We start from the raw sequence: 23,774 nt of genomic DNA, 5'->3' as shown, positions 1-23,774 counted from the left end.
AGAGAGTCATGCCCACTACCGCGGCGCGGCAACGGCTGAAGGACTTGCTCGGTGCCCGCGAACTCATCGTCGCGCCAGGCGTTTTCGACGGAATCTCCGCGCACCTGACGAAACGCACCGGCCACACCGCGGCCTACATGACCGGCGCAGGCGTGGCGGCCTCGGGCTTCGGCTTACCCGACATCGGGCTGGTCACCGCGACCGAGATGGCCGGCCGGGTCGCGATGATCACCGAAGCGTTGGGTGACATCCCCCTGATCGCCGACGCCGACACCGGCTACGGCGCGCCCATGAACGTGGTACGCACCGTTCGCTCGTACGACGCGGCGGGAGTGGCCGCGATTCAGTTGGAGGACCAGGTCTTTCCGAAACGTTGCGGCCACCTGCCCGACAAGCAGGTGGTGGATGTGGCGGTGTTCGAACAGACTCTGGCCGCCGCGCTGGACGCCCGCTCCGATGACAACCTGCTGGTGGTGGCGCGCACCGACGCGCGGGCGCCCCTAGGCCTGGACGCTGCCATCGAACGCGCCAACCGGTACGCACAGGCAGGCGCGGACATCGTCTTCGTCGAGGCGCCGCAGGACGACGGCGAGATCGAGCGCATCGCGCGCGAGGTCGACGCTCCCCTGCTGATCAATTTGGTGCTGGGTGGCCTCACGCCGCTGCAGTCGGCCTCGCGGCTGCAAGAGCTGGGCTACGCCATCGCGATCCATCCGAGCACCCTGTTGATGCAGGCGACTTTTGGTATGTTGCAGAGCCTTTGCGAACTGAACGGCACCGACATCGCCGGCCACCTGCCCAGCACACCCGCCGATTTCTTCAACATGGTGGGAATGGCCGACTGGCTGGAGCGCGACGCCCGCTACGCCCGCAAGGACCCCTCATGGGCATGACGATCATCGAGAAGATCTTCGCCCGCAAGGCCGGTCTGGATGTGGTGTCCGCGGGTGACACGGTCGTGGTCGACGTCGATATGACCGTGCTCATCGATTTGCAGTTCGCCACGATGTGGATTACGCCCAACCGGATCCATGACCCCGACAAGCTGGCGGTCGTCATGGACCACGCAGTGCCCGCACCGACAATCAAAGATGCCGCGGGCGGTCCGCGGGCCCGCGAATTCGTCGCCGATTTCGGCATCCAACGGTTCTATGACGTCGGCCGGCACGGCATCTGCCACCAGGTGATCGCCGAGAACGGGCTGGCGCGACCCGGAGAAGTCTTGGCCTGCACCGACTCTCACACCTGCGCGGCGGGCGCCTACAACACCGCCGCGCGGGGCCTCGGGCCCGCGGAGATCTATTCGATCATGTGCACCGGCACGACATGGTTTCAGGTCGCGCCCACGATCCGATATGAGCTCGAGGGGGCCAAGCCGGAGACCGTCAGCGGAAAAGACATCTTCTTGCATATCGCCAACGAGTACGGCGATGCGCCGAACCGCAACCTGGAATTCGGCGGCACGGGCCTGGCCGGCATCCCGATGCATGACCGGCGCACCGTGGCGACCCAGTGCGCCGAGGTTTCCGCCGACTTCGCCACGTTCGAGCCCGACGAGGTATTGACCTCGTTTCTCGAGGACCGTGGCGTCACCGAATACCGTGCCGTTACGCCGGATTCCGATGCCGCATACCAAGAGATCCGCCGCGTCGATTTGGCGACGCTGGAGCCCTACGTGGCGCGGCCGGGAACGGTCAGCCGCAATGGTCTGCCCGTCTCCCAGCTGGACCGCCGCAAGGTCGACCAGGCCTTCATCGGCTCGTGCGCGAACGGACAGCTCGAAGACCTCGCGATCGCCGCACGGGTGGTGCGCGGCAAGACCGTCGCGCCCGGGGTGCGCCTGTTGGTCACGCCCGCCTCTCAGGCGGTGTACCGGGACGCCATGCGGCTGGGGTACCTGCAGGATCTGGCCGACGCGGGTGCGGTCATCACCAACTCCACCTGCGGCGCCTGTTTCGGCTACCACATGGGCGTGGTCGGTCCCGGGGAGGTATGCATCACCTCGAGCACACGTAACTTCACCGGACGCATGGGCAGCACCGAGGCCGAGATCTTCATGGCATCACCGGCGACCGTCGCCGCGTCGGCAATCACCGGCTACATCACCGACCCGAGGAGTGTGACGGCATGACCGTGCAGTTTCGCGGCAAGGTCTGGCTGTTCGGAGACAACCTCAACACCGACGCCATGTACCCGGCCTTCGCGATGAAGATGGATCCGTCGGAGGCGGCCAGGCACATTTTCTACGAGGTTCGCCCGGGTTGGACCGACGAGGTGTCCCCGGGTGACATCGTGGTGGCGGGCAAGAACTTCGGTCTCGGATCCTCGCGGCCGGTGGCGGCCCTCTTCGTCGAGCTCGGCGTCGCGGGACTGGTCGCCGAGGAATTCAACTCCTTGTTCTTTCGCAATGCCGTCAACGCCGGCCTTCCGGCCATGACCGTGCCCGATGCCACCAGCGTTTTCCACGAAGGCGACACGGCCACCTTCGACCTGACCGGGGGCACCTGGCGCAACGACACCACGGGTGCGTCCGGACGCGTTCCCAAACTCCCCGGGCTCATCCTGGACATCATCGAAAGCGGCGGCGTGCTGCCGCGGTTGGTGGAGCAGGGTTATCTTCCCAGCGAATTGGGCGATCTCCTGCGGTCGCCCACCGTCGCGATTCGCGGCGCGGGCAGCGGCGCATGACGGCGCTGCCGGGCCGGCTGCTGCGCCGCGTCCGCGCCGGCGCGCACCGAAGTCCCCTTGCCGGGCCGGCGTTCGATGCGCCCGCCGCCATCAGCCTCAGCAGCACCGCTTTCACCGATGGCGGCGGGATGCCGACCTCCAGCGCGGGCAAGGGCGTCGGGGACAATGTCTCGCCACCCTTGCGGTGGAGCGCGCCGCCGCCGGGGACCCGGCAGCTGGTGCTCATCGTCGACGACGTCGACGTGCCGCTGCCCCGCCCGCTGTTGCACACCGTCGCCGTGATCGAGCCGACGCTGGACGGCCTCGAGGCCGGCGGCTTGCAACCGCATGCGGCAGGCGTCCGGTGCCTGCGGGCGGATCTGGGCCATCGCGGCTACGCCGGGCCGCGTCCGATCCCCGGCCACGGCCCGCACCACTACCGATTCCACGTGTTCGCGATCGACCGGGCCGTGCCGGACAGCATCGCCACGGCCAAGGCGCTGCTGGCCGCGATCCGTGGGCACGTGCTGGCCCGCGGCGCGCTGACCGGAACCTACGAACGCTGAGGCGGCGGGCCGACGCGACCCTCCTGGCCTGCGCTTGGCAGTGATTGGCAGCGTCTGGCGTCGATCTGGCAGTGGTCTGCGAGCAGCGTGAGTGGCGACCGTTCAGCCACCACGAAAGGAACATCAATGTCCGCCACCACCATTGACCGCACGGGCACCCGCGACGGGCTGCTCCGCCTCGCCATGCGCGCCGACGCCGCCATCAGCGGGCTGGTCGGCCTGGCCGGTATCCCGCTGGTCGGCCGGCTCGCCGAGCTTTCGGGAACCACGAAGGCGTTCGAATACAGCATGGCCGCGTTCTTGATCGGCTACGGCGTGCTCGTGTTCGGGCTCGCCAGGATGCGATCGGTGCTGCGCGCCGGTATGGCCGTCATCATCGCCAATGTGGCCTACACGGTGGCCGCCGTGGTGCTGGTGCTCGCGGATGTCTTCCCGCTGACCTCGGCCGGCGTCGCGTTGAATCTGGCGGCGGGCGCCTACACGCTGGTGTTCGCGGAGCTGCAGTACCAGGGCTGGCGCCGCGCGAGGGCGTGAGCGGACGTTCCGGGCCCGTCCGGCGATGCCGGGCGGGCCCCGAGCGTGCTACTCCTCGGGTATTTGCCGCTCGATCTCGTCGAGCCAGATGCGCGCCGACATGTCCGACGGGGCACGCCAATCACCGCGCGGTGACAGCGCACCGCCGTGCGACACCTTGGGGCCATTGGGCAAGGCCGAGCGCTTGAACTGGCTGAACGAGTAGAACCGCTGCACGAAGATCCCGAGCCAATGCCGAATCTCCTTGAGCGAGTAGACCGGTCGCTTGTCGGCGGGAAATCCCGGTGGCCAGTTCCCGCGCTCGGGATCGCTCCACGCGTGCCACGCCAGAAACGCGATCTTCGACGGCCTGAACCCGTAGCGCAGCACGTGGAACAGCGAGAAGTCCTGCAGGGCATACGGTCCGACCTTGTCCTCGCTGCTCTGCAGCTCTTCCTCCTCGCCTTTCGGCACGAGCTCCGGGGAGATCTCGGTATCCAGCACCGACTGCAGCACGTCGGTCACGTCGGACTCGAACTGGCCCGACGAGATGACCCAACGGATCAGGTGCTGAATGAGCGTCTTCGGGACGCCGCCATTGACGTTGTAGTGCGACATCTGGTCGCCCACCCCGTAAGTCGACCAGCCCAGCCCGATTTCAGAGAGGTCGCCGGTGCCGAGCACGATGCCGCCGCGCTGGTTGGCCAGCCGGAACAGGTAGTCGGTGCGCAGGCCCGCCTGCACGTTCTCGAAGGTGACGTCGTAAACCTTCTCCCCGCGCCCAAACGGATGGTCGATCTCCTTGAACATGACCATTGCCGTCTCGGTGATATCGATTTCGGAAAAGGTGACCCCGAGTGCGCGGCACAGCTCGATCGCGTTGCGTTTGGTGCGATCGCCCGTCGCGAACCCCGGCAGGGTGAACGCCAAAATGTCACTGCGCGGCCGTTCCTCGCGGTCCATCGCCCGTGCGGCGACGATCAACGCGTGGGTCGAGTCCAGGCCGCCGGAAATGCCGATGACGATCTTCGGATAGTTCAGCGCGCGCAGCCGCTGCTCGAGTCCGGACACCTGGATGTTGTAGGCCTCGTAGCAATCCTGTTCCAGGCGTTGCGGATCGGCGGGGACGAAGGGGAAGCGCTCGATGTCGCGGTGCAATCCGATATCGCCGTCGGGCGGGTCCAGCCGAAACTCGATGCGCCGGAACGACTCGGCCGACCCGCGGTGGTGGCGCCGGTTGTCGTCGAAGGTCCCCATGCGCAACCGTTCCGAACGCAGCAGGTCGATGTCGACGTCGGCGATGCTGCGCCGCTCCCCCTTCGGAAAGCGCTCGGATGAGGCCAGCAGTTCACCGTTCTCCCACACCATGGTCTGACCGTCCCAGGCCAGGTCCGTGGTCGACTCGCCCTCGCCCGCCGCGGCATACACATAGGCGGCCAGGCAGCGCGCCGACGCCGAACGCGCCAACAGGCAGCGGTCCTCGGCGCGGCCGATCGTGATCGGGCTGCCGGACAGGTTCGCCAGCACCGTCGCGCCCGCCAGCGCGGCTTCCGCGCTGGGCGGGATCGGCACGAACATGTCCTCGCAGATTTCGACGTGCAGCACGCAATCGGGCACATCCGAAGCGGCGAACAACAGGTCGGGGCCGAAGGGGACGTCGGCGTCACAGATCCGGATGGTGCCGCGCTCGTCGTCTCCTGCCGCGATCTGCCGGCGCTCGTAGAACTCTCGGTAGGTGGGCAGGTACGACTTCGGCACCACCCCGAGCACCGCGCCCCGATGGATGACCACCGCGGTGTTGTAGATGCGATGGCGGTACCGCAGTGGGGCACCGACGACCAGAACCGGCAGCAGATCGGTCGAGGACCCGACGATGGTCTCGATGGCGGCTGCGACGTCGTCGAGCAACAAGTCCTGCATCACGATGTCCTCGATGGAGTACCCGGACAACGTCAGCTCCGGGAACACGGCCAGCGCGACGCCGTCGTCGTGACAAGCCTGCGCCAATCGCAACACCGACTCCGCGTTGGCCGCCGGATCGCCGAGCGTGGTGTGGTGCGTGCACGCGGCGACCCGGACAAAGCCCTGGCTGTAAGCGTTGTAAAAGTCCATCGCCCTTCCATTGTCGCCTGACCTGTGTCAACCCGCGGCCGCCGGGTATCCCTTCCATCATGAGCGATACTGCCGTGGTCGTGGTCGACATGATGAACACCTACCAGCATCCCGATGCTGAAGAACTAATACCCAATGTCGCCACCATCATCGACCCGCTGGCCGATTTGGTCCGGCGCGCACGCGAATCCGACGACGTGGACCTGGTCTACGTCAACGACAACTACGGCGATTTCGCGGCCCAGTTCTCCGACATCGTCGGCTCCGCGCTCGACGGCGCGCGCCCCGATCTGGTGAAGCCGATTGTGCCGGCCGGGGACTTGCGCGTGATGACCAAGGTCCGGCACAGCGCCTTTTATGCGACCGCGCTGGCCTACCTGCTGAACCGGCTGGAGACCAAGCGGTTGGTCATCGCCGGCCAGGTCACCGAGCAGTGCATCCTCTACACCGCGCTCGACGCCTACGTGCGGCACTTTCCCGTCGTGATACCGACCGACGCGGTCGCGGGCATCGACGCCGAGTTGGCCGCGGCGGCGCTCAAGATGATGGAGAAGAACATGTCGGCGGAGCTCACCACCGCCGCGGAGTGCCTCGGTTAACCACGTCATGGCCGTACGCTGGACGGGGTGACCGCCCGCCGCGCAGAATCGCCGGAGTTGGTCGCGTTGCTGGCCGGCCGCCGGATTGCGGTGCTGACGGGCGCGGGGCTGTCCACCGACTCCGGCATCCCCGACTACCGGGGTCCTGATTCCCCGCCCAGCAATCCGATGACCATCCGCCAGTTCACCTCGGATCCTGCGTTCCGGCAGCGGTACTGGGCGCGCAACCACGTCGGCTGGCGGCACATGGATGACACCATGCCCAACGCCGGCCACCGAGCGTTGGCCGCCCTCGAGCGCGCGTCGGTGGTGACCGGGGTGATCACCCAGAACGTCGACCTGCTGCACACCAAGGCCGGCAGCGAGAATGTCGTCAATCTGCACGGCACCTACGCGCGGGTGATCTGCCTGGGCTGCGGGTACACCATGAGCCGCGCCGCGCTGGCCGAACAACTGGAAGCGCTCAACCCGGGATTCGCCGAGCGCGCCGAAGCGGTCGGCGGCCTCGCGGTGGCCCCCGACGCCGACGCCGTCGTCGCCGATACCACGTCGTTCCGCTATCTGGACTGTCCGCGCTGTGGCGGAATGCTCAAGCCGGACATCGTCTACTTCGGTGAAAGCGTCGCCAAAGAGGTTGTCGACCAGGCATATTCACTGGTGGACGAGGCCGACGCACTACTGGTCGCCGGCTCGTCGCTGACGGTGTTCTCCGGCTACCGGTTCGTGCGTCACGCCGCCGCGCTGGGCAGGCCCATCGCCATCATCAACCGGGGCCGCACCCGCGGGGATGACCTGGCCACCGTCAAGGTCGACGGCGGCTGCTCGGAGCTGCTGGCGCTGCTGGCTGACGAGTTATCGCCGATAGCAGCGGGTTAGAACGTGCACGGCATGCGGCGCACGGCGTGAATGAAGTTGCCCGCCACGTATGCGGGCTCACCCGCCTGGATGTCCGGCAGCTGCCGCAGCAACTCGCCGAAGATGGCTCGCAGCTGCGCCCGGGCCACGTGCGCGCCGAGGCAGAAGTGCACCCCCCCGCCGCCGAAGCCGACGTGCGGGTTGGGGTCGCGGGCCAGGTCGAAACGTTCCGGATGGTCGAAAGCCTCGGTGTCCCAGTTTCCGGACGGGTAGAACATCACCACCTTCTCCCCCGCGCGGATGGTCTGGCCGCCCAGCTCGACATCCGTTGCCGCCGTGCGCCGGAAGGTCATCACCGGTGAGGCCCACCGGATGAACTCCTCGACCGCCATGGGAATCCGGTTGTCGAAATCCTCGAGCAGCCAGGCGCGCTGATCGGGAAAGTCCGTGAGCGCCTTCATCGCATGGCTGGTGGTCTGGCGGGTGGTGTCGTTGGCGGCCACGGCGAGCAACACGAAGAACGCGGCCACGTCGGCGTCGGACAACCGGTCGCCGTCCACCTCCGCGTTCACCAGACCGCTGAACAGGTCGTCACCCGGCCGCTCGCGGCGCTCGGCGGCCAGCGCGCCGGCGACCTGGTGCAGATACATCTGATTCTCGACCAGGACCTCCAGCGGATTGCGCCCGTCGAGGTAGACGGGGTCCGCCCATGACACCAGCGCATCGGCGGCCCGCGCCACGTGCTCACGCTCGGATTCTTCGATCCCGACCATGTCCGAGAGTGTGCGAATGGGCAGCTGTTTCGAACACTGCTCGACGAAATCTACGCCGCTGCCCGCGGCCCGCAGCTCTTCGACGATGGTCTTGGCGTTCGCCTTGATCGAGTCCTCGATGCGGCGGACCTGCCGCGGGGTGAACGCCGCGCTGACCAGCTTGCGCAGCTTGGTGTGCCGCGGTGGGTCCATCGCCAGGAAGGACTGCGAGGCCTCGAGCAGTTCCACGGGGACGTTCTCGAAAATCACCCCCTTGCCGGACAGGAACACCTCGTTGTTGCGGCTGACCGAGACGATGTCCGCGCGCCGGGTGACCGCCCAGTAGCCGGGATCCTCGGGATCGGACATCAGGGCGTCTTCAACCGGAGGGTGCCAGCTCACCGGGCGTTCGGCCCGTAGCACCGCGAACGAACGCTCCCGGTCGGCCGCGGTGGTCGACCAAAACGCGCGCGAGGACAGGTCGATGGGGTCGTAGGCACGCCCGGGCTTCTCGGTGCCCGACGTCCCGGTCATCACGGTCATTGGCGATCCCTCCGTTGCGTATGACCTCGGTCACAGACTGCCTGCGACACTATTCCTAGACATAGTGTCTAGTCAAGCCGTCACAAGACGCTCTATGCTGGGCATATGCCATCGGTCACCCGGAAGCCGCAGGCCAACCGCGAACAGGAACGTCAGCAGCGGCGAGAGCAGATCGAACGCCGGCTGCTGGACGCCACCGAGCGGCTGATGCGCGACGGCGCCAGTTTCACCGAGCTCAGCGTGGACCGGCTGTCCAGCGCGGCCGGCATCTCCCGCGCGAGCTTCTACATCTACTTCGAGGACAAAGGGCACCTGCTGCGCCGCCTGGCCAACCAGGTGTTCGCCGACCTCGCCGAGAGCGCGGATCGCTGGTGGAGCGTGGCCGGCCGGCACGATCCGGCCGACGTGCGCGCCGCGATGGACGGCATCATCGCCAGCTATCGGCGGCACCAACCGGTGTTGGTCGCGCTGAACGAAATGGCCGGCTATGACCCGCTGGTCGCGGCGACCTACCGCAACCTGTTGACCGCGGTCACCGGGCGGATGACCCGGGTCATCGAGGAAGGGCAGGCCGACGGCTCGATCCGACCGGAATTGCCCGCGGCCACCACCGCCAACGCCCTGACCTGGATGGTCGAGCGATCCTGCCAGCAGAACCTCCCGGTGAACCCGCGCGACTATGACGCGGAGCTGGCCGCCACGCTGACCGAGATCGTCTGGGGCGCTCTGTATCTCAAATCCACTTCGGTGCACTAATGCACGGGCCGTGGCTGTGACGAGGACGACATAGTTAGCGCGTTAACTATTGGGATACCATGTAATTATGTCGCCGCTGACCGCACCGGAGCTCGACCCGCTTTCCCTCGAACAGCAGGTGTGCTTCGCGCTGAGCGTGACCAACCGCGCCGTTTTGGCCGTCTACCGGCCGCTGTTGGAGCCGTTGGGGCTGACCCACCCCCAGTACCTGGTGATGCTGACGCTCTGGGATCACCAGCGGGCCGGAACGGGGCAGCGAAAAGCTTTGTCGGTCAAGGAAATTGCGGTTACGTTGCAGATGGATCCGGCCACATTGTCGCCGATGCTCAAGCGCTTGGAGGCACTCGGCCTGATCACCCGTACGCGAAGCACCGTCGACGAGCGCTCCACTGACGTCAAACTCACCGACAGCGGCACAGCCTTGCGGCGCCGTGCGCTCAAGATTCCACCCGCCGTGGTCGCGCGTCTGGGCGTCGACATCGGCGAACTTCAGCACCTGCACCAGGTGTTGACCCGCATCAACGCGGCCGCCCTGGCGGCGGGCGCATTGCAGTCCTGAAACCGCCCGCCATAGGAGCCACCGTGACCGAATCCAAGACCCGCACCAAACCCAACGTCTGGCAGTACATCGCCTACTCGTACGGTCGGTGCCTGCCCAGCTCGATGCGCGACTGGGTCGCCAACGATCTGGCCGGCAAGGGGGCCGTGCGCCGGCACATGATCCGGTGGGCCATCCCGCCCCTGTTGGTTCTCGCACCATTCTGGTTGCTGCCCGCTTCGCTGTATGTGCACACCGAGATGACCGTGCCGCTCTATACCTGGGCCCTGCTGATTTCGCTCGCATTGAACAAGGTCTGGCGCCGGCACCGGCTGGCGCAGCACGGCCTGAACCCGAACCTCGTCGACGTGCTCAAGAACAAGAAGCAAGCGAAGATGCACGAGGACTACGCCCTGCGTTACGGGCCGCGTCCCGAATCGGCGGCGTGGCAGGACAACAGCAACCCCTTCAGCTAGCCGCCCTAAACCGCCACCAGATCGTCGGCATGCACCGCGGGCCTGCGCAACTCCCCCGGCAGCTCGGAGGTTGACCGGCCGATCATGGTCGCCAGTTCGGTCGCGTCGTAGGCCACCACGCCGCGGGCGACCATGGCCGCGTCCGCGCCGCGCAGTTCGACGACGTCTCCGGCATAGAACCGGCCCGACACCGCGGTGACGCCGGCGGCCAGCAACGAGCGGCGCTGGGATACCACCGCACGCACCGCGCCCTCGTCCAGGGTCAGCGCGCCGGCCGCTTCGGCGGCATACCGCACCCAGAACCTGCGCGCCGACATTCGAACGGGCCGGGCGGCAAACACCGTGCCGACCGAAGCATCGGTCAGGGCGGTCGCGGCGTCGGCCGCGGCGGCGAGCAGGACCGGCACTCCCGCGTCGGCGGCCAGCAATGCCGACGACATCTTGGACACCATCCCCCCGGTGCCCAAGTCGCTGCCCGGTCCGGCAACCACACCGGTCAGGTCCGCCGAGCCGGAGACCTCCGCAATGAATCGGGCGCCCTTGGTTTTTCGGGGATCCGAGTCGTACAGACCGTCGATGTCGGAGAGCAGCACCAGGGCCTCGGCTCCGACCAGGTGAGCCACCAGCGCCGAAAGTCGATCATTGTCGCCGAACCGAATCTCGTTGGTGGCCACCGTGTCGTTCTCGTTGACGATCGCCACCGCGTGCAGAGCCCGCAGCCGGTCCAGGGTGCGCTGGGCGTTCGTGTGCTGGGCCCGCATGGAGATATCGTGCGCGGTCAGCAGCACCTGCCCCACCGTGCGGCCATACCTCGCGAACGCCGCGCTCCACGCGTTCACCAGCGCGACCTGCCCGACGCTGGCCGCGGCCTGCTTGGTCGCCAAATCCTTGGGGCGACGGGCTAATCCGAGTGGCTCGATGCCGGCGGCGATGGCACCCGAAGAGACGATGACGACGTCAGTGCCCGACTTCATGCGTGTTTCGATGGCGTCGGACAGCCCGGCCAGCCGGCCCGCGTCGAACACCCCGGACGGTGTGGTCAGCGCGTTGGTCCCGACCTTGACCACCAGGCTGCGCGCGGCCCGGATGGCGTCGCGCTGAGCTATCACGATGCGCCGCTCCTGCTCATCGCTTCGTCCCCCGCAAGCGGGCGGTGCCCCCACTGCATCGTCGCCGGCGCTCACGACTCGTCACCGCGTTCGCGGCGCTGACGGCGGGCCGCCTTGCGCTCCGCCGCCCCGGTGCGCTCGCTGCGTTCCAGCCGCACGTCGGTGCCTCTCCCAGACATCGGGGCGTTCATCGCAACCTGTTGTCCCGCAGGTGTTTGCGGCTCCCAGTCGAATGTCATGTCCCCGATGGTCACGGCGCACCCGGGTTGCGCGCCGAGGCGCAACAGTTCGTCCTCGACACCCAACCGGGCCAGGCGGTCGGCGAGATAGCCCACGGCTTCGTCATTGTCGAAGTTGGTCTGCCGGACCCAACGCTGGGGGCGGGCGCCGGTGACCACAAAGCCACCCTCACCGTCCGGCTCGACGGTGAAGCCGCTCTCGTCGACCGGAACCGGCCGGATGACCGGCCGCCGCGGCACGACCTGCGGGCGGGTGGCGTTGTATTCCGAGATCATCCGCCACAGCCCGAAGATCAACGGTTGCAAGCCTTCCCGCGATACCGTCGACACCAGGAACACCGGCCAGCCGCGTTCGGCGATGTCGTCGCGGACGAATTCGGCGAGTTCCCGCGCCTCGGGCACGTCGATCTTGTTGAGCACCACCGCCCGTGGCCGCTCGGCGAGGTCGCCCAGGGTCGAATCGCCTTGCAGGGTGGGCGTATACGCGGCGAGTTCGGCTTCCAACGCATCGATGTCGGACATCGGGTCGCGGCCCGGCTCGGCGGTAGCACAGTCGACGACGTGCACCAGCACGGCGCAGCGCTCGATGTGCCGGAGGAAATCCAGGCCGAGACCGCGGCCCTGCGACGCGCCGGGAATCAGGCCCGGCACATCGGCGACGGTGAAGGTGTGCTCGCCGGCCGACACCACACCGAGGTTGGGCACCAGGGTGGTGAACGGGTAGTCCGCGATCTTCGGCTTGGCCGCCGAGATCGCCGACACCAGCGACGATTTCCCGGCCGAGGGGAAACCGATGAGGCCGGCGTCGGCGACGGTCTTGAGTTCGAGCGTCAGGTCCCGCGCTTCGCCCTGCTCACCGAGTAGCGCGAAGCCGGGGGCCTTGCGGGCACGCGATGCGAGTGCGGCGTTGCCCAGGCCGCCACGGCCTCCCGCCGCGGCTTCGAAGCGGGTGCCCGCACCCACGAGATCGGCTAGCAGCCGGCCGTTTTCGTCCAAGACCACGGTGCCGTCGGGAACTTTGACTTCCAAGTCGGCGCCGGCCGCGCCGTCGCGGTTGTTGCCCATCCCCTGCTTGCCCGAGGGCGCGGTGACGTGCGGATGGAAGTGGAAGTCCAGCAAGGTGTGGACCTGCGGGTCGACGACGAACACGATGCTGCCGCCGCGGCCGCCGTTGCCGCCGTCGGGACCGCCCAGCGGCTTGAATTTCTCCCGATGGACGGACGCGCAGCCGTTACCGCCGGAACCCGCTCGCGCGTGGATGACGACCCGATCGACAAATCGAGGCATCGAATACCAGCCCTTCGAATGTCACGCCAGGGCGAAATACCTCGCAACGCCGCCGCAGCGTTCCCCGCACGGGGGCGCTGCCCCCGGCTCGTGAGGCTTAGACCTGGGGCGTGATGCTGACGGTTTTGCGGCCGCGCTTGATGCCGAACTCGACGGCTCCGGCGGCCTTGGCGAACAACGTGTCGTCACCGCCACGCCCGACGTTGAGGCCGGGGTGGAACTTGGTGCCACGTTGACGAACGATGATTTCGCCCGCCTTGACGATCTGGCCGCCGAACCGCTTCACGCCCAGCCGCTGAGCGGCGGAATCCCGGCCGTTGCGCGAGCTGGAAGCGCCCTTCTTGTGTGCCATGTCTGTCGCCTCCCGCTACTTGATCCCGGTGACCTTCAGGACCGTCAGCTGCTGACGGTGCCCCTGACGCTTGTGATAGCCGGTCTTGTTCCTGAACTTGTGGATACGGATCTTGGGGCCCTTGGTGTGCTCGAGCACCTCGCCGGTCACCGCCACCTTGGCCAGCGCGGCCGCGTCGGTGGTCACCTTCGCGCCGTCCACGACCAGCGTGACGGGAAGCGACACATTCGCGCCCGGGTCGGAGTCGAGCTTCTCGACCTTGACCACGTCCCCGACGGCGACCTTGTACTGCTTGCCGCCTGTCTTGACGATTGCGTAGGTCGCCATCGTTGCTCCTGCCTTCTTTCCTCTGCTCAGCCGTTCTTCGGCTCTTCGCGCGCGAGCCACCGGCGGTGCGCTCGGACAAAGCTAAGTGGGTCTGGGGTGCGGGTCTGCGCCGGCTGCCCGGGAGTCCCGCTGCCGCCGGCCAAAGTCCACCCGGCCTGACGACAACTGTCCTAGGGTACTTGACCAGCGGCTACAGGGTCAAACTGGTCCAGGTCAGTCCGCGTGGATCGGCGGCCCCGCCGGTCTGCCTGCCGCTCGACGCCGCCGCGGACGCCCGAAGCCCGATCCGCCGTTGACGGAACCGTCGGAATCCTCGTCGGAATCGGAGTCATCGGAGTCTGAGTCGTCCTCGACGTCCAGGTCGTCGTCGTCCATCTCGAGGTCCTCGTCGTCCTCGCCCAGGTCTTCCTCGTCGTCGAGATCCTCGTCGTCGTCGTCGAGATCGTCCTCAGAGTCGTCGTCAGAGTCGTCGGTGTCTTCGTCGGTGTCTTCGAAGTCCTCTTGGTCGGTGTCCGCCCCGTCGGCCACGTCCCGTTGCTTCCGCTCGTCGAGCTCGCCGGTCGCTTCCTCGGCGGACTCGTCGGACTCGTCGTCGTCACGGTCGGCGTGCCCGGACCCGCCGGCGGCCATCGCCTTGAACATCGGGTGCTCGCCGGGAGCGTGCGCGGGCACCTTGGCCACCACCGGCTCCTCGGCCCCCTTCTTCTTGGACCGCCTGCCGCGGCGACCACCGGACTCCGATTTGCGACCGTTCGAGGGGGCCGAGTCCACCGGGTCGGTGTGCAGCACGATCCCCCGGCCGCCGCAGTGGGTGCACGACGTCGAGAAGGCCTCGATCAGCCCCGTGCCCAACCGCTTGCGGGTCAGCTGAACCAAGCCCAGCGACGTCACCTCGGACACCTGATGGCGGGTGCGGTCGCGGGCCAGCGCCTCGGTGAGCCGCCGCAACACCAAGTCACGGTTGGACTCGAGGACCATGTCGATGAAGTCGATGACCACGATGCCGCCGATGTCACGCAGCCGGAGCTGCCGGACGATCTCCTCGGCGGCCTCCAGGTTGTTCTTGGTCACCGTCTGTTCGAGGTTGCCGCCGGACCCGGTGAACTTGCCGGTGTTGACGTCGACCACCGTCATGGCCTCGGTCCGGTCGATCACCAGCGTGCCGCCCGAAGGCAGCCACACCTTGCGCTCCATCGCCTTGGCGAGTTGCTCGTCGATGCGATGCACCGCGAAGACGTCGGGTCCCGGCTGACCGTCGGCGCCGCCGGGCGGTTCGTACTTGTTCAGCTTTGAAACCAGGTCGGGCGCAACGGAATTCACATAGTCGGTGATCGTCGTCCACGCCTCGTCACCGGAGACGATGAGGCCCGCGAAGTCCTCGTTGAACAGGTCACGGATGACCTTGACCAGCACGTCGGGCTCTTCATAGAGCGCGACCGCCGCGCCGGCGGCCTTCTCGGTGATCTCGGCCGCCTTGGCCTCGATTTGTTTCCAGCGCTCCTGCAGTCGGGTGACATCGTTGCGGATGTCGTCCTCTTTGACGCCCTCGGAGGCGGTGCGGATGATCACCCCGGCGTCCGACGGCACCACTTCGCGCAGGATTTCTTTGAGCCGCTGCCGTTCGGTGTCGGGCAGCTTGCGGCTGATCCCGGTCGACGACGCGCCCGGCACGTACACGAGGTACCGGCCGGCCAGCGACACCTGGGTGGTCAGCCGGGCGCCCTTGTGCCCGACCGGGTCCTTGCTGACCTGGACGACGACGTAATCTCCCGGTTTGAGCGCCTGTTCGATCTTGCGGTCGGACCCGCCCAGGCCGGCGGCTTCCCAGTTGACCTCGCCGGCGTAGAGCACGCCGTTGCGGCCGCGGCCGATGTCGACGAACGCCGCCTCCATCGACGGCAGGACGTTCTGCACGATCCCGAGGTAGATGTTGCCCACCAGCGAGGCGGACGCGGCCGAGGTCACGAAGTGCTCGACGACGATGCCGTCCTCGAGCACGGCGATCTGGGTGTAGCGCGCCCCTTGATGCGGCGGTTCGGTGCGGACCCTGTCGCGCACGACCATGATCCGTTCGACGGCCTCGCGGCGCGCCAAGAACTCCGCCTCGCTCAATACCGGCGGACGACGCCGTCCGGCGTCGCGGCCGTCACGGCGCCGTTGGCGCTTGGCCTCCAGCCGGGTGGAGCCGTCGATGCCCTTGATCTCGGCGTTCGACGAGCCGTTTCCGCCATTGCCGCCGTTCTTCCCGCTGCGGGGCGGCCTCTCGTGCACCACCGTGTTCGGCGGGTCGTCGGGCGACGCGTTTTCATCGCCGTCGTCGCCCGAACCCGACTTGCGGCGCCGGCGCCTGCGGCGACGTCGATTGCCGCCCTCCGCCGAACCGTCGTCGCCGCTGTCGGAGTCATCGGATTCGTCGTCTTCGCCGTCGTCGTCCTCGGCGCCGGAGGAGTCGGCCTCTCCCGCCTTCTGGCCCCGCTGTTGCGGCTCGTCGTCGTCGCCCGAGTCGTTCTGGTTGTCGGGTCCGCCCTGCTCACCGCGGCCGCGCCCGCGCCCGCGACGGCCCCGGCGACGGCGCCGGTTGGCCGGTCGATCGGTCTGCTCGTCGTCTTCGTCGTCGACGTCGGGATCGTCGGCGTCGGTGTCCTCGTCGGCGTTGCCGTCGTCTTCCTCCGCCTGTACCGGCTGCGGCGCAACGAACAGCGGCATGTAGTGCGGTCGCTCGACCGCCGTCTCGAGCATCAGCCGGGATTCGGGTTCCCCGGCCTCGGCGTGGGGGCTTTCGCCGACGGCGCCGGCGTCCTCGGCGCCCTCATCGGGCTGGGCGGCCAGCAGATCGCGTACCCGAACCGCGTCATCACGGTCAACGGTGGAGTGCGCGCTGCGTATCCGTCCGTCGAGTGCGCTGAGCGCATCCAGCACCCGCTTACTGGTCGTTCCCAGCGTTCGGGCCAGCGAATGGACTCTCAGGCGGTCCGGCAGTTCGTCGTGCCGGGTCGGCTCTTCGGATGACTCTGCGGATGGTGCACCGTCTACCACGTATTCTCCTCAAGCCCCCGGGCGCGTCCTTGCGACGCGGCCACGCGAGGGCTTCGCTATGGGCCCGGCTAACTTCCCCCGGGCTTGTGATGGTCTCGCCCCGAGCGGTTCGCGGGGAATGCGCTCGGCGCCGTGCTGAATGATGGCCTGACATGCCGCGCACCAATGCCGGGTGGCGATTGATCGCGCTTGTCTAAGTCTTCATTCGGGTGTCCGAAGCCGGTCCGGCGACGTTCACCCTCCGTCAGTATCCCACATCACTCGGCGGGCCCCACCCACCCGTGAGCAAACGGGCCGTCAGCGGCGCGGCGCGGCCCCGTTCGCCGGGGCGCTACGCGTCGGGAAACCAGAGCGCGATTTCGCGCTTTGCGGACTCGGTCGAATCGGACCCATGCACGAGGTTGAACTGCGTCTCCAGCCCGAAATCGCCCCGGATCGTGCCGGGTGTGGCCTTCTCCACCGGGTCGGTTCCACCCGCGAGCTGCCGAAACGCGGCGATCGCCCGCGGTCCCTCGACGATCGCCGCCACCACCGGGCCCGAGGTGATGAACTCCAGCAGCGAGTCGAAGAACGGCTTGCCTTCGTGCTCGGCGTAATGCGCGGCGGCCAGGTCCTCGCTGACGCGCCGGAGCTCCAGCGCAGCGATGATCAGGCCCTTTCGCTCGATGCGGCTGATGATTTCCCCTACCAGCTGCCGCTCGACGCCGTCCGGCTTGATCAGTACCAGGGTCCGTTCGGTCACGGCGCACAGCGTACAGAACCGGGCGGCGATCGGCCGGGCGGCGAGTGCGGCGGATGCCGCTGGAGCCGCCCCTACCGCTGGCGGCGCCGCACCTCGGCCCGGAAGTACGCGATCAAGGCCCACAATCCCGTGAACAGCAGCCCGATGATCCCGACGCCCGGATACACCGCGAAGCCGGCGAGCAGGAGGGCTTGCACACCGAGATTCACCCAAATGGCCCAGGGTTTGCGCTGCACCCCGCCCAGCAGGATGAGCAGCGCGGCCACTCCGATCAGATAGCCCAGCGACACCGGCGTCAGTCCGCCGCCGACGGCGCTCACCACCGGGATCGCCAGCAACACCACGATCGCTTCCAGGAGCAGCGTGGCGGCCATCACCGCGCCGAAGCTCTTCCAGGGGTCTGCCCGGTTCTGGTCGGTCATTCCGGATCCCGGCCGAACAAGGTCCGTGCCGCCCCGGCGGTGACGACCGAGCCGGTGATGACGATTCCGGCGCCGGAGAACGCTTCGGGTTCCCCGTCCAGCGTCGCGTCATCGACCAGGGCGGTCGCGGCGTCGATGGCGTCGCGCAGGTTCTCGGCGGAAAACACCCGCTCGGGTCCGAATCGCTCCGCCGCCGCCAGCGCCAGCGACTCGACGTCCAGCGCCCGCGGCGACCCGTTGTGGGTTACGACGACGGCATCCAGAACCGGTTCGAGCGCGGCGAGGATGCCGTTCACGTCCTTGTCGGCCAGCACGCTGAGCACGCCGACCAGGTAGCGGAAGTCGAATTCGTCGCTCAGGGTTTGCGCCAGCGCGGCCGCGCCGGCCGGGTTGTGCGCGGCGTCGATGAAGACGGTGGGCGCGCTGCGCATGCGTTCCAGCCGGCCGGGGCTGGTGACGGCGGCGAACCCGGCCCGCACCGCCTCGACGTCGAGTTGCCGCTGCGCCCCCGCGCCGAAGAACGCTTCGACGGCCGCGAGTGCCACCGCCGCGTTGTGCGCCTGGTGTTCGCCGTGTAGCGGCAGGTAGATGTCGGAATACACCCCGCCGAGGCCCTGCAGTTGCAGCACCTGGCCGCCGATCGCGACCTGACGCTCCAAAACCGCGAACTCCGAATCCTCGCGGGCCACCGCGGCGTCGGCCCGCACGGTCTGGGCCAGCAGCACCTCCATCGCTTCGGGCGCCTGGCGCGCGATGATGGCGACGGTGTCGGGTGCGCCGTCGGGGGCCTTCGTGATGATGCCGGCCTTCTCGGCGGCGATGCCGGCGAGGTCGTCACCGAGGTATTCGACGTGGTCGATGCCGATCGGCGTGATGACCGCCACCGGGGCGTTGACGACGTTGGTGGCGTCCCATCGCCCGCCCATGCCGACCTCGATGACCCCGACGTCGACGGGCGCGTCGGCGAACGCGGCGAACGCCATGGCCGTCAGCACCTCGAACTTGCTCATCGCAGGCCCGCCCGCGGCTTGCGACTGCGCGTCGATCATCTGCACGAAGGGCTCGATCTCCCGATACGTGGCGACGTACTGCGCCGGGGTGATCGGCCGGCCGTCGATCGCGATCCGCTCAACCGCCGACTGCAGGTGCGGGCTGGTGGTTCGACCGGTGCGACCGTGCAGGGCGGTCACCAGCGCGTCGACCATGCGCGCCACCGAGGTCTTGCCGTTGGTGCCGGCGATGTGGATCGACGGATAGGCCAGTTGCGGGGAGCCCAGCAAGTCCATCAGAGCGCTGATCCGGGTCAGGCTCGGCTCGATCTTCGTCTCCGGCCAGCGTTGGTCCAGCAGGTGTTCGACCTGCAGCAAGGCAGCGATCTCATCCGGGGTCGGGGCCAGGGTGGTGGCCTCGCCGGGCTCGGACCAGTCGGAGTGCTCGCTCACCGCAGCCCGGCCAGCCGCGTGTTGATCCGGTCGGTCTCCTCCTGGGCCACGCGCTGGCGGTCGCGGATCTTGTCGACGACCTTCTGCGGCGCCTTGGCCAGAAAGTCCTCGTTGGCCAATTTGGCGGTGGTCGACGCCAGTTCCTTTTGCGCGGCGGCGAGGTCTTTCTCCAGGCGGCGGCGCTCGGCGGCGACATCGATGGTGCCCGAGGTGTCGAGCTCGACGACGACCGTGCTGTTCATGCCGGGACCGAGCCGCACCTCCAACGACACCGACGGCTCGAACGCATCGCCCGGCGCGGTGAGCCAGGCCAGCGATGTCACCGCGGCCACCTGGGTGCTCAAATCGGCGCCGTCCATGCCGCCCAGCCGGGCCGGCACTTTCTGCCGGTCGGCCAGGCCTTGGTCGCTGCGGAACCGGCGGACCTCGGTGACCAGCCTCTGCATGTCGCTGATCCGTTGCGTGGCAACGGGGTCCGGCTCGAAGCCCGACGGTTCCGGCCAGTCGGCGATCACCAGCGACTCCTGGTTGGTCAGGGCTTGCCACAACGCCTCGGTGAGGAACGGGATGACGGGGTGCAGCAACCGCAGCAGCGTGTCCAGCACGGCGGCCAGCACGGTGGTGGTGTGTGCGTTCCCCTCGGCCAGCTGCGTTTTGGCCAATTCGACGTACCAGTCGCAGAATTCGTCCCACGCGAAGTGGTAGAGCGCCTCACAGGCGCGGCTGAACTCGTAACCGTCGAGCGCCGAATCGACTTCGGCGCGAACCTCTTCCAACCGTCCCAGAATCCAGCGGTCGGCATCGGTCAGCTCGTTGTGCGCGGGCAACGGTGCGACGTGCGCACCGTTGAGCAACGCGTACCGGGTGGCGTTGAACAGCTTGGTACAGAAATTTCGTGACGCCCGGACGGCGTCCTCGCCGACGGCGAGGTCGCCACCGGGGCTGGCACCGCGGGCCAGCGTGAACCTCAGCGCGTCGGCTCCGAACATGTCCAGCCAGTCCAGCGGGTCGATGACGTTGCCCTTGGACTTGCTCATCTTGCGGCCGAATTCGTCACGGATCAGCCCATGCAGGAACACATCGGTGAACGGCACCTGCGGGCCGCGCCTACCGTCGAGCGTGATGGTGTCGTCACCGCCGACGAAGGTGCCGAACATCATCATGCGGGCCACCCAGAAGAACAGGATGTCGTATCCGGTGACCAAGACGCTTGTCGGATAAAACTTTTCCAGCTCGGGGGTCTTCTCCGGCCAGCCCAGCGTGGAGAACGGCCACAGGGCCGAGGAGAACCAGGTGTCTAGCACATCGGGGTCTTGCTCCCAGCCCTCCGGCGGCGTCTCGTCGGGGCCGACACACACCTGTTCGCCGCCCGGCCCGTACCAGATGGGGATGCGATGGCCCCACCACAGCTGCCGCGAGATGCACCAGTCGTGCATGTCGTCGACCCAGCCGAACCAGCGTGGCTCCAGGCTGGCCGGGTGAATCACGGTGTCCCCGTTGCGAACCGCGTCACCGGCGGCCTTGGCCAGCGATTCCACCCGGACCCACCATTGCAGCGACAGCCGGGGCTCGATCGGCTCACCGCTTCGTTCGGAATGCCCGACGCTGTGCAGGTAGGGGCGCTTCTCCGCGACGACGCGGCCCTGGGCGGCCAGCGCCTCACGCACCGCCACCCGGGCTTCGAATCTGTCCATGCCGTCGAATTGTGTTCCGGTGTCGGCGATCCGGCCCTTGGTGTCCATGATCGATAGCATCGGCAGTTGGTGCCGCAGGCCGATTTCGAAGTCGTTCGGATCGTGGGCGGGCGTGACTTTGACCGCGCCCGTGCCGAATTCGGGGTCGACGTGTTCGTCGGCGACGATGAGGAGCTGCCGGTCGACGAAGGGGTGCGCCACGGTGGTGCCGACCAGGTGGCGGTACCGCTCGTCCTCGGGATGGACCGCGATGGCGGTGTCGCCGAGCATCGTCTCGACCCGCGTGGTGGCGACCACGATGTGGGGTTGCGAGTCGTCGAGGGAGCCGTAGCGGAACGACACCAGCTCGCCCTCGACCTCTTCGTAGTTGACTTCGATGTCGGAGAGCGCGGTTTCGAGCACGGGTGACCAGTTGACCAGGCGCTCGGCGCGGTAGATCAGGCCGGCGTCATAGAGCCGCTTGAAGATGGTGCGCACCGCCCGTGACAGGCCCTCGTCCATGGTGAAGCGGTCGCGGCTCCAGGCCACCCCGTCCCCGAGCCGGCGCATCTGGCCGCTGATCGCACCGCCGGACTCGCGCTTCCAGTCCCAGACCTTGTCGACGAACAGTTCCCGGCCGAAGTCCTCTTTGGTCTTGCCGTCGATCGCAAGTTGCTTTTCCACCACGCTCTGGGTCGCGATCCCGGCGTGGTCCATGCCCGGCTGCCACAGCACCTCATAACCCTGCATCCGTTTGCGACGGGTCAGGGCGTCCATCATGGTGTGTTCCAGCGCGTGCCCCATGTGCAGGCTGCCGGTCACGTTCGGTGGGGGCAGCACGATCGAGTATCCCGGTTTTGCGCTCGTCGGGTCGGCCTCGAAGTAGCCCGCGTCGAGCCACTTCTGATAGATCGCACTTTCGGCGGCAGCGGGATCCCACGACTTGGGCAGGTCGCTGGCGGGGCTGCGGCTGGCGGTCACCCGTCAATTCTAGGGAGCGCCGTTTACCCCGCTGTAAGTGCCCAAATCGCAGGTGAGCCGGGTCACTAGGAGAGCCGGTCGACCTGCAACGTCACACCGGCGGCGGGAAACCTGGCCAGCAGCGCGTCACCCATCGCGGCCGCGGGGGTGAGGACGCCATGCAGGTTCGGCAGCTTGTCGCGGTCGAGCGCGAGCGCGAGGCCGCACTCCCCCAACAGCACCGAAGTCGCCTTGTAGCCGGGGTCTCCGCGCTGCTCCATGCGCGCCACGTATCGGGCGCCGGTGGTCGTGGTGGCGTAGGTCTCGATCTTGTAATAGCCGCGCTCGCGCGCCGCCGCGCTGGGGCCGGTCCCGGGTTTGGGGACGATGCGCTCCACCAGCCGGCGGGGCAGCAGCCGGAAATAGCGGCTACCCAATCCGAATGTGGCGTTCGCGACGCCGCCCACCGCGGCCGACGCCAGCGGCGCAAGCGGCGACGACCCCAGGCTCATGCTCTCGGTGTAGCGGAACCGGCGGCCGTACGCCCAGTCCAGTAATGCGTTGCTGCGCCGCACGATACGGGTGTTGTAGGGGGCCATCACGAACCCCGACGTCCACAGGCCGGTCAGTTCCGGCGCGATCTGGCGACCGCGCCGCCACGGCAGGTCGGGCTGCGGCCCGATCTCGGGTTCGGCGCTGCGGTCGGTGCTGAGCGTGTACGGGTCGGCGAGTTGGCGGCGCGCATCGGGATCGCGGGAAGCCGTGTCCAACACCTCCAGCATCGACGCGACGGTTCCCCCGGATACCCCACCCGAGAAGGACCGGACCACGAGGTCGGTGTCGGCGAGCTCTCCGGCGCCGTCATCCCGCGCCGCCCGGTATAGCGCATAGACACTGAGGTCCGAAGGGACGGAATCGAATCCGCAGGCATGCACGATGCGGGCACCGGTGTCGGTGGCCTGCTTGTGGTACAGGTCGATGCTCTCGCGGACGAACATGGCCTCCCCGGTCAGGTCGGCGTAGTCGGTGCCCGCCGTCGCGCACGCGGCGACCAACGGCAGCCCGTAACGGGTATATGGGCCGACCGTGGTGATGACGACCTGGGTGCGGGCCGCCATATCGTTGAGCGTCGACGGCGAGGATGCGTCGGCGGCGACAAGCGGCCAGGCCTGAGCGGACTCACCCAGCGTGTCGCGGACGGCTCGCAAGCGGTCGGTGGATCTGCCGGCCAGCGCCACGCGCGTGCCAGGCGAGGACCGGGCCAGGTATTCGGCGGTCAACTTCCCGACGAAGCCGGTCGCCCCGTACAACACGATGTCGAATTCGCGCGGCGTTGCGGTCACTGGCCCGACGCTCCGCCGCCGGCACCCGCGGGCTTCGACCCGAACCTGCCGCCGCCTCCGGGCCCGGAGGCCCCGCCGCCTCCGCCGGTCCACGCGTACAGCGTGAACTGGGATGCCATCGCGCAGTGCGAGTCGGGTGGCAACTGGTCGATCAGTACCGGTAACGGTTTCGCCGGCGGCCTCCAGTTCACCCCGAGCACCTGGCGCGCCAACGGCGGGTCGGGTTCGCCCTCCGGCGCGAGCCGTGAGGAGCAGATCCGGGTGGCCGAGAACGTGCTGCACTCGCAGGGCATCGGCGCCTGGCCGGTCTGCGGGCGACGCGGCTGACCATCTACAACGCAGTAGGAAGTAGTGCCGGGGCCCCCCGCCCCGCCCAACGAAAATTCGTATATTGGGGGGGGGGGGGGTGGGGGGCGGGCCCGGCCCCCCCCCCCCCTAAGCCAAACAGTTGTAATGGGGGCCCGG

22 protein-coding genes and 1 pseudogene are annotated in these 23,774 nt (G+C 68.0%); 11 read left to right on the top strand and 12 right to left on the bottom strand.

All coding sequences use genetic code 11. The features are described from left to right. Positions 1-8: 8 nt before the first annotated feature. The 5 genes from A5711_RS04010 (at position 9) to A5711_RS03990 (ending at position 3,767) form a co-directional block, all read left to right on the top strand. Positions 9-893 carry an oxaloacetate decarboxylase gene (locus A5711_RS04010; RefSeq protein ID WP_067944250.1) on the top strand — a complete coding sequence of 295 codons (885 nt, stop codon included), beginning with the start codon at positions 9-11 and terminating at the stop codon, positions 891-893. After that, positions 884-2,131, top strand: coding sequence for an aconitase/3-isopropylmalate dehydratase large subunit family protein (locus A5711_RS04005; protein ID WP_067944248.1), 1,248 nt, complete (start codon positions 884-886; stop codon positions 2,129-2,131). The genes A5711_RS04010 and A5711_RS04005 overlap by 10 nt, the downstream gene beginning before the upstream one ends. Further along, positions 2,128-2,688: a 3-isopropylmalate dehydratase gene (locus tag A5711_RS04000; RefSeq protein ID WP_067944246.1), complete on the top strand. Its 561-nt coding sequence runs from the start codon at positions 2,128-2,130 to the stop codon at positions 2,686-2,688. Before A5711_RS04005 ends, A5711_RS04000 begins: the two co-directional genes overlap by 4 nt. Further along, positions 2,685-3,233 (top strand): YbhB/YbcL family Raf kinase inhibitor-like protein, encoded by a 549-nt coding sequence (locus A5711_RS03995; protein ID WP_067944244.1) that lies wholly within the window; start codon positions 2,685-2,687, stop codon positions 3,231-3,233. The genes A5711_RS04000 and A5711_RS03995 overlap by 4 nt, the downstream gene beginning before the upstream one ends. 126 nt (positions 3,234-3,359) lie before the next feature. Next, positions 3,360-3,767: a hypothetical protein gene (locus tag A5711_RS03990; protein ID WP_067944242.1), complete on the top strand. Its 408-nt coding sequence runs from the start codon at positions 3,360-3,362 to the stop codon at positions 3,765-3,767. Positions 3,768-3,815: 48 nt separating this feature from the next. Here the strand turns inward: A5711_RS03990 and A5711_RS03985 are convergent, their stop codons facing one another. Then, complete coding sequence (locus A5711_RS03985) at positions 3,816-5,858, bottom strand: NAD(+) synthase (RefSeq protein ID WP_067944240.1); 2,043 nt, start codon at positions 5,856-5,858, stop codon at positions 3,816-3,818. A 59-nt stretch (positions 5,859-5,917) separates the two neighbouring features. On the opposite strand from A5711_RS03985, the gene A5711_RS03980 reads away from it, so the two are divergent. Then, positions 5,918-6,457, top strand: a complete 540-nt coding sequence (locus A5711_RS03980; RefSeq protein ID WP_067944238.1) for a cysteine hydrolase family protein — start codon at positions 5,918-5,920, stop codon at positions 6,455-6,457. Between the two features lie 27 nt (positions 6,458-6,484). Continuing rightward, a complete protein-coding gene (locus A5711_RS03975; RefSeq protein ID WP_067944236.1) occupies positions 6,485-7,333 on the top strand; it encodes an NAD-dependent protein deacetylase in 849 nt (282 codons plus the stop codon). Here A5711_RS03975 and A5711_RS03970 read toward each other — a convergent pair. Next, a complete protein-coding gene (locus A5711_RS03970; RefSeq protein WP_067944234.1) occupies positions 7,330-8,607 on the bottom strand; it encodes a cytochrome P450 in 1,278 nt (425 codons plus the stop codon). The genes A5711_RS03975 and A5711_RS03970 overlap by 4 nt on opposite strands. Positions 8,608-8,712: 105 nt before the next feature. Here A5711_RS03970 and A5711_RS03965 point away from each other — a divergent pair, with 105 nt between their 5' ends. From A5711_RS03965 to A5711_RS03955, 3 genes are all read left to right on the top strand, one after another. Next, positions 8,713-9,363 carry a TetR/AcrR family transcriptional regulator gene (locus A5711_RS03965; RefSeq protein WP_067944231.1) on the top strand — a complete coding sequence of 217 codons (651 nt, stop codon included), beginning with the start codon at positions 8,713-8,715 and terminating at the stop codon, positions 9,361-9,363. 67 nt (positions 9,364-9,430) lie between these two features. After that, positions 9,431-9,922: a MarR family winged helix-turn-helix transcriptional regulator gene (locus A5711_RS03960; RefSeq protein ID WP_067944229.1), complete on the top strand. Its 492-nt coding sequence runs from the start codon at positions 9,431-9,433 to the stop codon at positions 9,920-9,922. A 23-nt stretch (positions 9,923-9,945) separates the two neighbouring features. After that, on the top strand, positions 9,946-10,377 hold the full coding sequence (locus A5711_RS03955; protein WP_067944227.1) for a DUF5313 domain-containing protein: 432 nt from the start codon (positions 9,946-9,948) through the stop codon (positions 10,375-10,377). Positions 10,378-10,382: 5 nt separating this feature from the next. On the opposite strand, the gene proB is transcribed toward A5711_RS03955, so the two are convergent. From proB to A5711_RS03905, 10 genes are all read right to left on the bottom strand, one after another. Beyond that, complete coding sequence (gene proB, locus A5711_RS03950) at positions 10,383-11,486, bottom strand: glutamate 5-kinase (protein WP_067944225.1); 1,104 nt, start codon at positions 11,484-11,486, stop codon at positions 10,383-10,385. A 71-nt stretch (positions 11,487-11,557) separates the two neighbouring features. Beyond that, entirely contained in the window at positions 11,558-13,012 is a 1,455-nt protein-coding gene (obgE, locus tag A5711_RS03945) for a GTPase ObgE (protein WP_067944223.1), read from the bottom strand. 97 nt (positions 13,013-13,109) lie between these two features. Further along, entirely contained in the window at positions 13,110-13,364 is a 255-nt protein-coding gene (rpmA, locus tag A5711_RS03940) for a 50S ribosomal protein L27 (protein WP_046186480.1), read from the bottom strand. A gap of 15 nt (positions 13,365-13,379) precedes the next feature. Next, positions 13,380-13,691 carry a 50S ribosomal protein L21 gene (gene rplU / locus A5711_RS03935; RefSeq protein WP_007169506.1) on the bottom strand — a complete coding sequence of 104 codons (312 nt, stop codon included), beginning with the start codon at positions 13,689-13,691 and terminating at the stop codon, positions 13,380-13,382. Positions 13,692-13,904: 213 nt separating this feature from the next. After that, positions 13,905-16,727 (bottom strand): Rne/Rng family ribonuclease, encoded by a 2,823-nt coding sequence (locus tag A5711_RS03930; protein WP_067944222.1) that lies wholly within the window; start codon positions 16,725-16,727, stop codon positions 13,905-13,907. 331 nt (positions 16,728-17,058) lie between these two features. Further along, on the bottom strand, positions 17,059-17,469 hold the full coding sequence (ndk, locus tag A5711_RS03925; RefSeq protein ID WP_067944220.1) for a nucleoside-diphosphate kinase: 411 nt from the start codon (positions 17,467-17,469) through the stop codon (positions 17,059-17,061). A 71-nt stretch (positions 17,470-17,540) separates the two neighbouring features. Beyond that, entirely contained in the window at positions 17,541-17,891 is a 351-nt protein-coding gene (locus A5711_RS03920) for a DUF4233 domain-containing protein (protein ID WP_067944218.1), read from the bottom strand. Further along, the gene (locus tag A5711_RS03915; RefSeq protein WP_067944216.1) at positions 17,888-19,333 is read right to left on the bottom strand and encodes a folylpolyglutamate synthase/dihydrofolate synthase family protein; all 1,446 of its coding nucleotides are present in this window, start codon (positions 19,331-19,333) and stop codon (positions 17,888-17,890) included. Before A5711_RS03915 ends, A5711_RS03920 begins: the two co-directional genes overlap by 4 nt. Beyond that, the gene (locus A5711_RS03910; RefSeq protein ID WP_067944215.1) at positions 19,330-21,987 is read right to left on the bottom strand and encodes a valine--tRNA ligase; all 2,658 of its coding nucleotides are present in this window, start codon (positions 21,985-21,987) and stop codon (positions 19,330-19,332) included. Before A5711_RS03910 ends, A5711_RS03915 begins: the two co-directional genes overlap by 4 nt. A gap of 65 nt (positions 21,988-22,052) precedes the next feature. Further along, positions 22,053-23,309 (bottom strand): trans-acting enoyl reductase family protein, encoded by a 1,257-nt coding sequence (locus A5711_RS03905; protein WP_067944214.1) that lies wholly within the window; start codon positions 23,307-23,309, stop codon positions 22,053-22,055. Positions 23,310-23,315: 6 nt separating this feature from the next. On the opposite strand from A5711_RS03905, the pseudogene A5711_RS03900 reads away from it, so the two are divergent. Beyond that, positions 23,316-23,636, top strand: a pseudogene (locus A5711_RS03900) (transglycosylase family protein); the annotation flags it as partial. Between the last annotated feature and the right edge of the window lie 138 nt (positions 23,637-23,774).

Source organism: Mycobacterium sp. E2238, from assembly GCF_001672665.1.
Classification (GTDB): Bacteria; Actinomycetota; Actinomycetes; order Mycobacteriales; family Mycobacteriaceae; genus Mycobacterium.
Note: the sequence above shows the minus strand (reverse complement) of the source record. Positions and strands in the feature narration are given on the sequence as shown.